Consider the following 14,248-nt stretch of genomic DNA (forward strand, 5'->3'; position numbering starts at 1 on the left):
GAGGCTATCTTTTTTGACTCAGTGATTCCGGATGTTAAATGCGAATTAAAATAGAAACCATATTTTTCAGAAGAATCGGAAAGGGGAGACAGGAATGGCAGAGAAAACTACAGCTTGCAAGATGACAGAAGGGCCGATTTCCAGGCAGATTCTGCTGTTTGCAGTTCCGCTGATGATCGGCAATCTGTTTCAGATGCTCTATAACAGCGTTGACAGTATTGTAGTAGGAAATTTCGTGAGCACGGAAGCACTGGCGGCGATCGGTGCTACGACGATGATTGTCAATATTGCTGTCTTCTTCTTCAACGGGTTTTCTACGGGTGCTGGTGTCGTGATTGCCAGGAATTACGGGGCAGGGAAGATGGAAGAACGTTCCCTGTCAATCCGGGAGAGAATCAGAAATGAGATTGTCAGAGTGAAAGAAGAAGTTGGTCATGTCCCGACCAGAATGGATTTGTTCACCTGCATGCAGGATGATCTGTATGAGTACTGCTATGGACATGCAAAAGAAAATCCGTTTTGCAATTACCTGGCTTATCTGCATGAGAATCACTGTCTGACACCGGAAGAAGAGAAGATTTATCAGAATGAAACCGCAGAAGGATTTCTAAATCTTCTGGAAACTACTTCCATGTCCAAGGTCTATAAGATGCCGGTGCTGATGACTTTCTGGAATCATGGAAAGCCATTGATGGAGATTACGGATGAACAGGTTCTGAAGACGTGGAAGGAATTCTTCACAACCGGAACGAACTGGAAAGACCTGAATCCCGGTTCCGGAAGAGAAGCATTTCTTGCGATGACAGATCATCAGAATCTTACGAGAATCCATCAGATGCCGATTAAATTTCTGCTGAAGTCCGGTAACGGATACTTCACTGAGAAAGAAGGATATGCGCTGGCTCTGAATGACTCTCTGAGACCGTTTATTGATGATCCTGTGTTTATTGCTCAGTTTCACGATATCATTGAGTACCGGGCAATGAGCTATTACAGATCAAGGTATCTGAAGAAGCAGCATGAGTATATCTCCTGACCTGCCATTTCGGATCTTCAGGTGCCGAATCTCTGATGATGACAACAGTGTTGATTCGGGTTACGTTTGATACGGTTTTGATCATCTTTGCTTTCTGATCATGGCTTGTCTGCATGATCTCGGATGGTCTGCACTGATCAGCTGAACGAAAAGGTGATGGTTTTTAGAGAACCATGATATGCTTTCCGGGTATGTCAGATAGGAGCAGACCATGAAGAAACTGATATTTCTTGATATTGACGGAACTTTGTTTTCTCATAAGACTTTCTCAGTGCCTGCTTCGGCAATAGAAGCGTGCCGCGAAGCAAAAGAAAATGGGCATCTGCTGTTTCTGAGCTCTGGCCGTTCACCGGTTCTCACGAAAGTATTCCGGGAGATGGATTTTATCAGCGGTCAGATATGCCAGGATGGTGCTTATGCAGAAGCAGAAGGAAAAATCATCTTTGAACATCCGATGGAAGAGGGCGATGCCGTCTACCTCATGGATCTTGCTGAGAGAACAAGGGCATGCGTGACGATCCGGGGCGTATCGGAATACTTCTCGGATGAAGCAGGCATTGCAGATTACCACGTGCGCTTTAATGAAAATATGAAGCGCGGCAGAGATCCGAAGACATTTCCGGCAGAGCCTTTGCTGTTCCGGGAATATTATCATGGGCAGGCAATCTATAAAGCAGATGCATTCTTCCGTGAAGACACCGATCGGGAACAGTTCATCAATGGCGTCAAAGACCGGTTCAACTGGATGGGCATGCTGTCAGAGTCCGACAATTCCGGCATGGGCGGAGAGATTGCCAGTGCCGGTATCAGCAAAGCTACGAGCATCCGCATGATTTCAGAATATTATCATGTACCGATGGCAGATACGATTGCCTTCGGAGATTCTGCAAATGATAAAGAGATGCTTAAAGCTGCAGGAATCAGTGTTGCCATGGGCAACGGTGCTGTGATTGCCAAAGAAGCAGCCAATTTTGTGACTGATGATATCGATGAAGATGGAATTGCAAATGCATTCCGCAAGCTAGGACTGATTGATCAGTGTTTCTGAATTGCCAGTTCCTGTTTCATTTCCATCTCTGCATGATGCAGTGCATTCTTCCAGATGAAGAACAGGTAGATAGATGCAGAGATCCAGGCAGACTGATCGGTGAAGCAGATTGCTGTATAACCGTACAGCGGAACAAAGATTGAAGAAACTGCACAGCGTGCAATCATCTCTATGATTCCGCCGATCATGGCCTGTCTGCTCCAGCCTAGGCCCTGAACACTCATGCGCTTCGTGATCAGGAAACCAAGCACCCAGTAGAACTTTCCGAGCGAACTCAGATATCTGCCTCCGGCATCAAGGACTTCCGCATTCTCTGCAGATACAAACAGCATGCATAGATCTCTGCCGAAGAAGATCAGAATCAGACCGGCAAGGATTCCATAAGTGACCCCGATTGTGATTGCGGCATGTTCACCCTGCCGGATGCGGTCTGGCTTGCAGGCTCCGCGATTCTGCGAGATGAAGGTGGAGATGGCAGCGCCAAGCGCATCAAACGGGCAGAGCGTGAACTGCTTGATTTTGACGCCGGCAGCGAAGCCGGAAACATAAATGGTTCCAAGACCGTTGTTCGCCGTCTGCATCACCATGGATCCGATGGCAGTAATCGAAAACTGCAAGCCCATAGGCAGTCCCTGATTCAGCAGTCCTCTGGTCATCGCTTGATCAAATGCTTTTTCTTCTTTCGAAGGAACCAGGATTCTGAACTTCTTTCTGATCAGAAGAAGGCAGAGGATTCCGCTGACTCCCTGGGAGAAAATTGTGGCGATCGCTGCTCCGGCGACACCCCAGTGCAAGCTGAGAATGCAGTAGAAGTCGAGCCCGATATTCAGAATCGAAGAAAATGCCAGGAAATAGAATGGGGTACGGCTGTCGCCGATCGCTCTCAGGATTGCAGAAAGATAGTTGTAGAGAAGTGTGCAGGGAATTCCGAGGAAGATGATGAAGAGATAGGTTTCTGCATCTTCAGCAATCTCTGCAGGTGTCTGCAGCAGATGAACAATCTCCGTATTCAGAAGACAGGTAGTCAGAGTCAGAATCAGAGCAATGACAGCAGTCAGAATTGCGCCAAGAAATACATACTGGCGCATTTTCTTTTCATTGCCAGCTCCGAAGGACGATGCGACCGGTATCGCAAAGCCGGCAGCACAACCCTGGCAGAAGCCGAGAACCATGAACTGAACCGAAGAGGAAGACCCTACTGCTGCCAAAGCATTGGCCCCTAATGTCTGACCGACAATAGCTGAATCTGCCAGGTTGTAAGTCTGCTGGAATAGGTTTCCTAATAACAGCGGAAGCGTGAATGCCAACAGCTGTTTCCAGATGTTTCCTTCTGTCATTGCCTTCTTCATGAGATTCCCCTTTCAGACGATAACGTCTATTCTATTCATTTCCTGGTTTCTTGTTAAATATCGATTTCATCATGCGATGATACCTTCCGGCCTGATGATTTCTGAGGGTCTCTTAAAAGAGAGAATGTTGTGAAGAAAAAAACTAGTCCATTTCCTGTTCCATGTATACAAGATTAGACTATAATGAGGTCAGAGATTCATGCTTGCAGGTTTCTAATAATTGCTAGAAGGGGAAAATTCATGAAAATCAAACAGCACCTGAAGAAGCTTTTCTGCATCGGAATTGTTTTAACGCTGGCCGGAAGTATTTTTGCAAGTCTGTTCAACTCCGGAATGGGCTCCGTAAAGGTGAGCCGGATCCGCTTTGATGGCGGACATGGAGAACTGAGCGGACTTCTGTACATGCCGAAGGATGTATCTGAAGACAATCCGGCACCTACGATCATTGTAACGCATGGCTATCTGAATTCCTGTGAAATGCAGGATGCCAATGCAATTGAACTTTCCAGAAGAGGCTTTGTTGTCCTGGCGCTGGACCAGTATGATCATGGTCATTCAAATCTGTCAGAAGAGAATTACAGCGATGCCTCGTTCTTCGGAGTATGGCTGCCTTTCTGGCTGAATTCCATGAATGACGCAGTGCAGTATATGTATGAGCAGCCGTATGTGCTGAAAGATTCCGATGGAAATGGAATCATCGGAATTGAAGGTCATTCCATGGGCGGTTTCTCTACGACGATGGCGCTTGCAATGGATGAAAGTCAGTATGCAGAGACAGGAGTTCGAAAAGTTTTTGCAGGCCTTACAGAAGGCTCTGACTTCAGCTACAGTTCGATTCTGAATATTGATGCGGCGACTGCAGACGCACTGGGCGGCGGCAGATATATGGGAAAGGTTGCTGCGCAGTATGATGAGTTCTTCTTCAATGCAGGGGAAGAGGAAGGAACGGTCAGAAAGAAAGACTTCGTTTCAACTTCTGATGGTGAGACATTCCTGGAGCTTACAGAGCCTGGAACTCCGGGAACCTGGTATGAAACGGCAGATGGCGGGAATCGGATAGTTTATGAACCTGCACAGACGCATCCATGGAACCACTTTTCCAAGACAACAACAGCAGATGCGATCAGCTTCTTBATGACTGCATTTGCAGACTACAGCAGCCAGCTGAAGGATGTTTCAGCTGACAGTCAGATCTGGCAGTGGAAAGAAGCATGTGAGTGCATCGCACTGATCGGGTTTGTGATTCTGCTGATCGCTTTCGGAGAACTGTTTACGGAGGTTCCGGTATTCTCAGCAGCTTCTACTGGCGAACTTGCAGTGTCCCCTGCTGAGAAAGGGAGTTCCAGAGCGGCGTCAGTCATCGTTCTGATCATTGCATCACTGCTTCCGTCCATCTTCTTCTATGGCCTTGTGAACGGGCAGCCTGGTACTGGAAGTGTGCTGGTGCTCTTCTGGCTGGCCATTGCGTCGGCTGCTGCTGGAGTGATTGCATTATTCCGGAATAAGGAAAAGAATACCAGAATCGGGGCAGGATGCGCAGTTCTATTCAGCTGCCTGCTTGCAGTCGTATGCAGAACTACGATGTACAGCAATAATCAGTTCTGGACAGCGGTCGGTCTGAATTCCATTGTCTACTGGACTGTGGCAAGCGGACTGATCTGTGCAGTGGTTCTGAGCCTGGTATATACGTTCATGCTGGCAAAGCAGGGTTATACATGGAAAGACTATGGTATCGTATGGAAACCGAAGACCATTCTTGCTGGATTGTGTGCTGGATTGCTGGCGGTGGCTGCAGGCTATGCAGTACTGTTCCTGGTAGATGCAGTCTTCAAGACCGACTTCCGAATCTGGACATTTGCGTTCAAGACATTTGATGCATCGTATCTGCCGGCAATGATCCGGTATATTCCAACCTTCCTGCTGTACTATCTGATGTCTACCATCAGCATTACCGTGAATACGAATAAAGAGAATCTTCAAGGATGGAAAGGCTATGTGACCGCTGTGCTGATGAATGCTGGCGGACCTGCATTATGGGTGGCTATTCAGTATGGGACGCTATTTGCGACCGGAACTGCTTTCTATCCGGATGCTGCATTATCCGGAATCATGATTATCGCTATGGTTCCTACACTGGCAGTTGCTGCTGTGATCTCAAGAGCACTCTATAAGAAGACAGGCAATGTCTGGACTGCGGCATTCCTGAACGGAATTCTGATTACAGTGATGTCGGTAGCTAATACATTTGTGGTATTCCGCTGAGAAAACAGAATCAGTGCTTCCGTATAGCAATTCATGCAGAACTGATTCATTGAGACAATTATCGTCGGGCTGGCAATCTGCCAGCCCTTTTGTCTGCATGCATTTCTGCTGATAGCTTTGAGAGACTGAATCGATGGAAATGAACTCACTGATCACGCATCTGCATGCATGATAGATTGAAATCATGCATTCTGGGAGATCTCTGCTGCTATTTCTGAAATTTCCTGATATAGGAATCATCAATGACTGACCGGACTTAAAGAATCTGAAATTGTGACTAAAATACATGGACTTGATCCTCATAGACATCTTGTTTTATTCACCGGTTCAGAACTGCACGAATGATATCCAGGTCATATTTTTTGAATTCCTGCAATTGTTGCAACGGGTATTGTTGCAATTTTTTAGGATGGTTTCCTTTCTTGCTGCAAAGTAGATTGTACATGGGAGGTAAACCAGATGGTGGAATTAAGCAAAGTAACAATGATTCTCCGCGGATATACTTATGAGCAGGTCAGAGGAGTTGCAGAAGTTCTTCTGAATGCGAAGTATGTACGCAACATGGAAATTACCATGAATACAGAAGGAGCAGTGGAAACCATCCGTAAGATTGCTGCAGAGTATGGCGATCGCCTGAATGTAGGAGCTGGAACGGTGCAGTATCTGGATGAACTGAAGCAGGTTCAGGCTGCAGGTGCTGTGTTTGCATTATCTCCGAGGATGATGAGCAAAGAAATGCTCGATTTCTGCAAAGAGCATAACATGGTGTCTGTACCGGCAGGGTTCACCCCTTCAGAAGTTGGCGAATTGTTTGACAATGGCGCTGATATCGTGAAGATCTTCCCTGCAAATGAGCTGAGCTTAAGCTATGCTAAGAAACTGTGTGAGCCGATGGGAAACCTGAAGCTGATGGCAGTCGGCGGTATCAATAAGAACAACGTAAGAGAAGCATTTGAGTCCGGATATCAGTATGTAGGAAGCGCTGGCGGAATTTTCCGGAAGGAAGACATCAAAGCCGGAAATCTGGACAGCATGAGAAAGTCCTTGAAAGAATTCGAAGAGCAGCTTGATTAGAAATCTGGTCATTTATGAAGGTTGATGAACGGCGGAAACAAATCAGAAAGATTCTTGAGAATGCAGATGGATATCTGACCGTGAGCGAGATTGCAGCAAAGGTCAATTACTCTGTGAGAACCGTTCATAATGACCTGGATGAACTGGAGAAGAATGGTCTGATTCTCAGCAAGAAGTCTGGTGTCGGAGTAAAACTGGTCAGAGATGATTTTTCGGAAAATGATTCTGAAGAAGAACAGATTACTGCTGAAAGACGAAGACTGGATCTGATCAGGATTCTGCTGATCGACGAAAAGAAGATAACCTATCAGGAAATTGCAGATCGGTATTATGTCTCTGTTTCGTCGGTGGTCAATGATGTGAAAGTGATCCGGGAGATGTTCCGAGGGCCGGACATGATCGCCATTGAAAGCAGTGATGTCGGGACGAGATTTGCCGGGACGAATGAACAGTGGTTCAAATCTCTGTCAGAGTTTAACAGGTATCTGATCGGAAGAGAGAACATCGGATTTGAAGCGCTTGCGGAATCGAAATTTCTGGCTGACTTCTATGATGAGAAGACTTTGCTGGTATGCAGGAACCTGATCGATTCGTTTCATAAATACCGGCTGGCAGAGGAGGCTTACTATTACAAAGAAAACCTGTTTGCTTCAATCCTGGCGCTGACATGGAGAATTGAGAAAGGTCATCATGTGCTGCTCGGGCAGAAGGAATTCAATGCATCAAAGGTCATGGAAATGACGAATTACTTCGTGGCGAGCGATCTTCTGCGCATGGAAAGAGACCGTTTCGGGAAAACGTTCCAGTACAGCACAGATGATGTGATTACTCTTTCAATTATTCTGAGCGCAAATAAGGTCAGATTCTCCAAGTCTACAACCGTTGTGAATAAGGATGTCTTTGAAATTGCAGATCAGCTGATTCAGAGCATGGAGAAAATTCTCTCGATCAGCTTATCGGATGACGAGGAGCTGAGAGAAAGCCTGCTGAATCATATCGGACCGCTGCTGTTCAGGCTGGAACATGGAATCCGGATTGTGAATCCCATGATGGAGGATATCAAGAGCGAGTTCAGAAATATGTTTAATCTGACCTGGCTTGCGGTTGAGAACATTGCGGATGCCAGATTCCGGAAGATCAGTGATGATGAAGTCGGTTTCCTGATGCTGTATTTCCAGAATGCAGTCGAGGAAAAGCGGATCAGCAGAAGAATTCTGATTGTCTGCCCGAATGGGGTGGTTGCTTCGAACATTATTGCCAACCGGATAGAAGGAGTGCTTCCGAAGCTTGATATTATTGAGGTTTCCTCCATTGACAAGGCAAAACAGTATGATCTGTCGGAATTCTCATTTGTAGTCACAACGGTTGATATCCCGCAGCTGAGCATTCCGGTAGTCAAAGTCTCGATGCTGGTTTCAGAAGAGGATCTCAGGAAAATTCAGCGGATTTATGAGAGTGTGAAGAATACGGAGGGAGAGTCAGAGAAGAACGGGAATCTGTTCAGAGAATTTCTCCCGGTGGATAACATCTATTTCAGCAGAGAAGAGTGCACCAGGGAAGAGGTGATTGACCGGGTGTGCACGGACCTTGAATCACGTGGCTATACAGAGAAGGAGTTTCGTTCTGCCTTGCTTGCGCGCGAAGCAAATGGCGGTACGGATACGCCTTATGGCGGTGCGATTCCGCATGGTGCAGTCAAGTATGTGAACCAGACGGCGCTTGCGGTATGGGTCAGCAGGAAAGCAATCAGATGGACGAATTACAGAGTCAATGTGGTTGTGTTCCTTGCGCTCTCCGAGAAAGATATCAAACGTTCCAGGCAGATTATCAATGCAGTCTCTGAGCTTGTCATGAACAAGAGCAATGTTCAGAAGCTTGCTGCGGCTGATTCTCTGGACGAAGTGGTTCGGGAAATATATAAGGGAAGCTTACATGATTAGAAAAGACTTGATATTTACAGACTGCGATCTGAAATCGAAGGACGAAGTTCTGAACCTGTGCTTTGATCAGCTGGAAAAACTGAATCTGATCAATGACAGAGAGGCATTTGCCGAAGAGATCAGAAAACGGGAAGAGACGATGCCTACTGCAGTCGGGTTCGGTGTTGCAATTCCTCATGGAAGATGTGCGGCAGTCAGCGAAGCGTTCATCGTATTTGTGAGATTGAAGCATGGAATCGTCTGGGATGAGCGGCAGAAAGATCTGCCGGACATGATCTTCATGATCGGGGTTCCGGAATCGAAAGAAGCAGGCAATCTGCACCTGAGAATTCTGTCTCAGATCAGCCGGAATCTGATTCATGACGATTTCCGGGAAGCATTGAGAAAAGCAGATCAGGAGCAGGCATTCGAACTCCTGAATGAAATTGATCAGTCGATCGAAGGAGAAGAATAATGAAGATTATCGGTGTTACGGCATGCCCGACCGGGATTGCGCATACCTATATGGCGCAGGAATGCCTGGAAAAGGAATGCAAGAAGAGAGGGATTGATTACAAGATCGAGACTCAGGGCGGGCTCGGAATTGAGAATGAGCTGACGGAGGAAGATGTTGAAAGCGCTGATGTGGTCATTCTGGCAGTCAGCATCACCATTGAAGGCGAAGATCGCTTTGAAGGAAAGAAAGTTATCAATACCGATGTGAATGAAGCAATTTCCAATACAGCAGGACTGATCGACAGAGCAGTCAGCCTGGCAGAAGGAAAGTAGCAGTAAGGGGGAGCTATGAAAAAGTTTTTTAAAGATATTCAGAAGTATCTGTTAAGCGGCGTTTCGTACATGATGCCTGTCGTGGTTGCAGGCGGCGTGATTCTGGCAGTATCTCTGCTTGGTGCAGAGCAGACTGAAAAAGGACTTGTCCCGGCAAATGCATTCATGCAGTTCCTGAATGTATTAGGCAAAGATGGTCTTGCTATGATGATTCCAGTCTTTGCGGCATATATCTGCTATTCCATGGCAGGCAAGCCGGGTCTGACACCTGGATTCGTTCTGGGCTATCTGGCAAATAATACCATCAGCATCAATGGGGTCGATGTGAAGTCCGGATTCCTCGGGGCTCTGGTGCTTGCACTGATTGCTGGCTATATCGTGAAATGGATGAAAGGCTGGAATGTTCCGAAGGCAATCAAGGCAGTCATGCCGATCATCATCATTCCGGTTCTCACCGTTCTTGCAGTCGGCACACTGTATTACTTCGTACTTGGCTATCCGATTTCTGCTCTGGTTAATGCGCTGCTCAGCTATATGAACAACCTGAGCACCACGAGTGCAATCGGTCTGGCAATGTTCATGGGTGTCTTTGCAGAAATTGACTTCGGCGGTCCTGTTACCAAGGCAGTGTCCATGTTCACCCTGGCATTGATCAATGATGGTGTCTACTGGCCGAATGGCATCTTCCGTGTGCTTGTTTCGATTCCTCCTATCGGCGTATTCCTGGGAACTGTATTTGCAAAGCATAAGTTCTCTCAGGAAGAGAAAGATAACGCAAAAGCAGCTGGAATCATGGGTGTCATGGGTATCACCGAAGGAACGATTCCGTTTGCCATTGCTCATCCGAAGGCGGTCTATCCTGCTTCGATCTGCGGCAGCATCGTCGGTGCATTGATCGCATTAGCTGGCAAAGTCGAGTGCCCGGTTCCTCATGGCGGATTCATTGTTCTTCCAGTCGTGACTGGAAAGGGGATGTATTCTCTGGCAATTATCGCCGGGGCTCTTGTCACGGGTGTGATTCTGTCACTGCTGATGAAGAAGCCGGCGGAGAAACCGGAAACGGATTCTGCTTCGCAGAACTGAATTCTCTTCAGGATCTGTGCGTAAAAGCACAGGTCTTTTTCTGTATCATGCATGCATATATCTTCTGAGGCATGAGTCCTCCCGGCATAGAAATCAGCAGTCAGGCAAGGTATAATAGTCGCGTAATCAGTGAGGAAAGACATGAGAACAAACGCCTGGAGAAAGAATTACCGTACCGAAGTAAGGAACGTCAGACATAGAGAGCTGCTTGAAGAAGAGGCAGTAGTTGAAACTGAAGAAGCAGCAGAAGAGCTTGCCGAAGAAGAACTGAAGGAAGCTGAACCCGTGGTTTCTGAAGTGGCAGTCGCAGAAGAAGAACCGGAGCCTAAGAAGCCTGTTTATAAGAGGGAAGAAGAGTATCTGGGTCTGATTAATGGAAAGAAATGGGAAGCAAACGGAAAAGGCTGGCTGTACATTGAGATCAATGCAGGGGATCTTCTGAATGAAGCAGAACCTTGTGCGGATAATATCCAGACTGCTGTCAATGCAGTGCGTGATGCCATGCTGGAGGGAGATCAGTATCTGAATGATTCGGATTCTGCAGATCTGACAGTACGGTATTACTGCGATAATCTTTCTCCGGAACGCAGAAAGTATTCCGAAGTTAATCAGTAAGATTGAATCATCATATAGAAGATCCCGGGTGCTGGATGGCATCCGGGATCTTTTCGGATATCAGTGATTCATGAATCAGGCTGGCTGTTTCTCGGGTTCGTAGTTTTCCTGAAGAACCAGGCCGCCGGCAGTAGGGTCAATGCTTTTGATGCAGGAGAGAACTTTCTCATCTTCAGAACCGGGGATCAGCAGGAGATCAAACTCTTTCCACATGTATTTGTTCTGTCCGTGATTGTCCGGAAGCAGAACCCGGAAGAAATCGCGAAGAATTCCTCCTTCTGCCTGCTGAATCCGTTTCACCATTGTATCCGGATCAGCAAATGCCTCGTAGCGTTTCTGATCTTCCGGGTGGACCAGGTTCTTTCCGAAGAAATTCAAGCCCTGCCTGAGGTCATCATGATTGTTGTAGCCGCGGCCGATATTCATATTGTTGATCAGATAATCTGCGGTATTCCTCGCTGGATTGAGCACGTGGACATCATCGAACAGAAGCGAAAAATCAGAAAGAGACTTATTCAGCACTTCGCCAGTATTGTTCAGACGGTCTCTTGTGACATTCACCATGGAGAGCAGAATAATGCAGCGATCCCCTTTTCTGGCAACGATTCTGCCATTCAGGCGTAAGAAGCAGGAGTTGTCAGAGACATAGGAGGTGACTTGTTCGCTTGTTTCGATTGCCTGGCGGTAAAATTCCATCATTTTTGCATGCATCGGTGTGTTTCTGTTATTCAGGACGAATTCTGATTCACTGATCTGGGAACGGCCGAGGGTCTGGAGTTCTTCTTTTTGTTTCTGATTGATGAACAGGTAATGAATATGGTCGTCAGGAATGTCATATTCCATGACTGCACGGGGAGTGTCGCTGTTGATCACGCAGGTATCTGCTTCATCGTAGAACTGCTTCCATTCAATTGATTCAAAGGGCCTGCCGCTATGTTCCAGGTAGTTCTGAAGCTGCTGGGTAGGAAGCGGCTTGGCATAATAGTACCCCTGGATCAGATCACACCCGATTTCTTTCAGAAAGGAAACCTGTTCTTCTGTTTCTGCACCTTCTGCCAGCGTGCGGATGCCGAGATTTTTTGCCATGTTGACCGTGCTGCGCATGATTTCCCGGGAAGTACGAGAAAATGATCTGAGAAATCCCATATCGAACTTGATCAGATCCAGCTGATAGTCATTCAGAAATATCAGGGAAGAATAGCCGCTGCCGAAGTCATCCATCCAGATCTGAAAGCCATCGTCATGCAGCTCTTTCACGATCGAAGTCATTTTCTCTTTGCTCTGAACCAGGAGGCTTTCGGTCAGCTCCAGAGCAATCAGGTCTTTCGAAATGCGATATCTGCTGGTCTGCTCTCTGAGGAAGGAAATCATATCCTGTTTTTCAAAGTCCTGGCGGGAAAGGTTGATGGAGACTGTTGAAACCGGCAGCCCGGCATCGAGGCGCATTCTCTGAGCTTTCAGTACTGATTCGATCATGCTGCAGTCAATCTTATAGATCATGCCGGCTTTTTCGAGAATCGGGACAAAGATTCCCGGCATGATATTCCCGTATACCGGATCGATCCAGCGGGCAAGTGCTTCTGCCCCGGAATAATGCTCAGTGATGGTGCGCACAAGCGGCTGGAAATAGGGAATGATCCAGTTCTTTTCAAGCGCTTCGTCGAGATGGGAAAGAATATATTGTTCCAGATCCTCACTGCTGATCACAGCGCTTGGTTCTGGAATCGGAGGAACAGGAATGCTCTTAGCGGAGACGGTATTCTGCAGAGGATCAGAACCATGGTAGATTCTGCTCTTCTGCAGATAAAGCGCTCTGTCTGCTTCTGCAATCAGTTCCCGCTCTGTGGCATCAGTCTGATCCGCCCTGGTATAGCCGACACTCATGCTGAATCTAAACGGTAGGCAAGAATGATCAAGTGCCTGCGACAGCAAGGAAGAGAACTTCTGAATCAGAACATGAGGCTGGGCTTCTTCGCACATGACACCGAAAAGAAATTCATCACCGCCGAATCTGGAAAGAAAAAGAGAAGGATATGATTCAGACAGCTTTTTCAGTGTCTCGGCAGTGAGAATGATTGCTTCATCGCCCTGAATGTGCCCATAGCTGTCATTGATTTTCTTGAATCCGTCAATATCCGCCATGAACAGATAGAATGGTTTCTGATCTGCATCAGGGATATGATCGTGAATCCATGCAAAGCCTCTCGTATGATTGTTCAGCTTTGTCAGCGCATCGGTATCGATCTGCCTGCTCTGTAGACTCGAGAAGATCATGAACATGCCGAAGGTGAAGAACAGCAAGGTAAATGGAACATATCCGGCCAGGATCTGGAGAATTCCTCCGGCAACAAGCAGAAGGGAGAACTGCAGATAGAGACGCCATTCCTGACGGTTGATCGTGCTGTATTTCATACCTTCTGAAAGCAGCTTTACTACCAGGGCAAAATAGAAAAAGCAGAGAAATGCATGTACAGGATACCATTCCCCGCGCACATAAGCTCCGCTTTCTGTCACGTAGAAGACCTGGTGAGTAATCAGCGAAGAACAATCGACGACACTCAGAACCAGAATCGGCAGCACGCGCCCGAAAGACATCCATCTGGATCTCTTCAGAAGATGATCTCGCGGAGTGATCTTGTAATCCAGAAACAGGTACCATGAACTGACGATATATCCGGTAGACAGAAGATCTCCCAGGCACGAGGCAGATAGAAGAGCATGAGACATGCCGGGAATCAGAGATTTTGACAGCATCCAGAATGATTCAGATGCGGCTTCCAGCACCGAGCACAGGGAAAGACGGCGGAATAGCTGCACTTCGCCTGCTGATCCGATATCGGTATTCATCTTGCCTGCCATCACCAGCACAAAAGTCAGGCAGAGTGCTTCACAGGCAAGATACAGGACTACATAATACGGACTATTCATAAGCTGCCCCCTCAGTTCCAGCTTTGTTTCTGTGTTCATCAGGAAAATCAGCAGTTTCTGCGAGTATTCTGCTGCCCGGAACATGCTTTACTTTATACTACTGCAAAAGCTTCCCCTGGATTAAAGGAAAAAGGGTAAGAAATGG

Annotated in this window: 11 protein-coding genes; 9 read left to right on the top strand and 2 right to left on the bottom strand. The window is 47.0% G+C overall.

Annotated features, from left to right (window positions below; all coding sequences use genetic code 11):
- Positions 1-94 precede the first annotated feature (94 nt).
- Both FYJ51_RS02970 and FYJ51_RS02975 read left to right on the top strand, forming a co-directional pair.
- Entirely contained in the window at positions 95-1,036 is a 942-nt protein-coding gene (locus tag FYJ51_RS02970; protein WP_154503025.1) for an MATE family efflux transporter, read from the top strand.
- Between the two features lie 211 nt (positions 1,037-1,247).
- Positions 1,248-2,084: an HAD family hydrolase gene (locus FYJ51_RS02975; protein ID WP_154503027.1), complete on the top strand. Its 837-nt coding sequence runs from the start codon at positions 1,248-1,250 to the stop codon at positions 2,082-2,084.
- On the opposite strand, the gene FYJ51_RS02980 is transcribed toward FYJ51_RS02975, so the two are convergent.
- Entirely contained in the window at positions 2,072-3,433 is a 1,362-nt protein-coding gene (locus FYJ51_RS02980; RefSeq protein ID WP_154503029.1) for an MATE family efflux transporter, read from the bottom strand. The two genes, FYJ51_RS02975 and FYJ51_RS02980, sit on opposite strands and share 13 nt — an antisense overlap.
- Before the next feature lie 240 nt (positions 3,434-3,673).
- On the opposite strand from FYJ51_RS02980, the gene FYJ51_RS02985 reads away from it, so the two are divergent.
- From FYJ51_RS02985 to FYJ51_RS13860, 7 genes are all read left to right on the top strand, one after another.
- A complete protein-coding gene (locus tag FYJ51_RS02985; protein ID WP_205946143.1) occupies positions 3,674-5,695 on the top strand; it encodes an alpha/beta hydrolase family protein in 2,022 nt (673 codons plus the stop codon).
- A gap of 459 nt (positions 5,696-6,154) precedes the next feature.
- Entirely contained in the window at positions 6,155-6,769 is a 615-nt protein-coding gene (locus tag FYJ51_RS02990) for a bifunctional 4-hydroxy-2-oxoglutarate aldolase/2-dehydro-3-deoxy-phosphogluconate aldolase (protein ID WP_154503033.1), read from the top strand.
- Between the two features lie 14 nt (positions 6,770-6,783).
- A complete protein-coding gene (locus FYJ51_RS02995; protein WP_154503035.1) occupies positions 6,784-8,709 on the top strand; it encodes a BglG family transcription antiterminator in 1,926 nt (641 codons plus the stop codon).
- Positions 8,702-9,163, top strand: a complete 462-nt coding sequence (locus FYJ51_RS03000) for a PTS sugar transporter subunit IIA (protein ID WP_167836596.1) — start codon at positions 8,702-8,704, stop codon at positions 9,161-9,163. Before FYJ51_RS02995 ends, FYJ51_RS03000 begins: the two co-directional genes overlap by 8 nt.
- Positions 9,163-9,477 (top strand): PTS fructose transporter subunit IIB, encoded by a 315-nt coding sequence (locus FYJ51_RS03005; RefSeq protein ID WP_105304581.1) that lies wholly within the window; start codon positions 9,163-9,165, stop codon positions 9,475-9,477. The genes FYJ51_RS03000 and FYJ51_RS03005 overlap by 1 nt, the downstream gene beginning before the upstream one ends.
- A 15-nt stretch (positions 9,478-9,492) precedes the next feature.
- On the top strand, positions 9,493-10,560 hold the full coding sequence (locus tag FYJ51_RS03010) for a PTS fructose transporter subunit IIC (RefSeq protein ID WP_105304580.1): 1,068 nt from the start codon (positions 9,493-9,495) through the stop codon (positions 10,558-10,560).
- A 141-nt stretch (positions 10,561-10,701) separates the two neighbouring features.
- Positions 10,702-11,175: a hypothetical protein gene (locus FYJ51_RS13860; RefSeq protein ID WP_328597263.1), complete on the top strand. Its 474-nt coding sequence runs from the start codon at positions 10,702-10,704 to the stop codon at positions 11,173-11,175.
- 75 nt (positions 11,176-11,250) lie between these two features.
- Here the strand turns inward: FYJ51_RS13860 and FYJ51_RS03020 are convergent, their stop codons facing one another.
- On the bottom strand, positions 11,251-14,103 hold the full coding sequence (locus FYJ51_RS03020; protein ID WP_205946144.1) for an EAL domain-containing protein: 2,853 nt from the start codon (positions 14,101-14,103) through the stop codon (positions 11,251-11,253).
- Positions 14,104-14,248 lie beyond the last annotated feature (145 nt).

Source organism: Stecheria intestinalis, assembly GCF_009696165.1.
GTDB lineage: Bacteria > Bacillota_I > Bacilli_A > Erysipelotrichales > Erysipelotrichaceae > Bulleidia > Bulleidia intestinalis.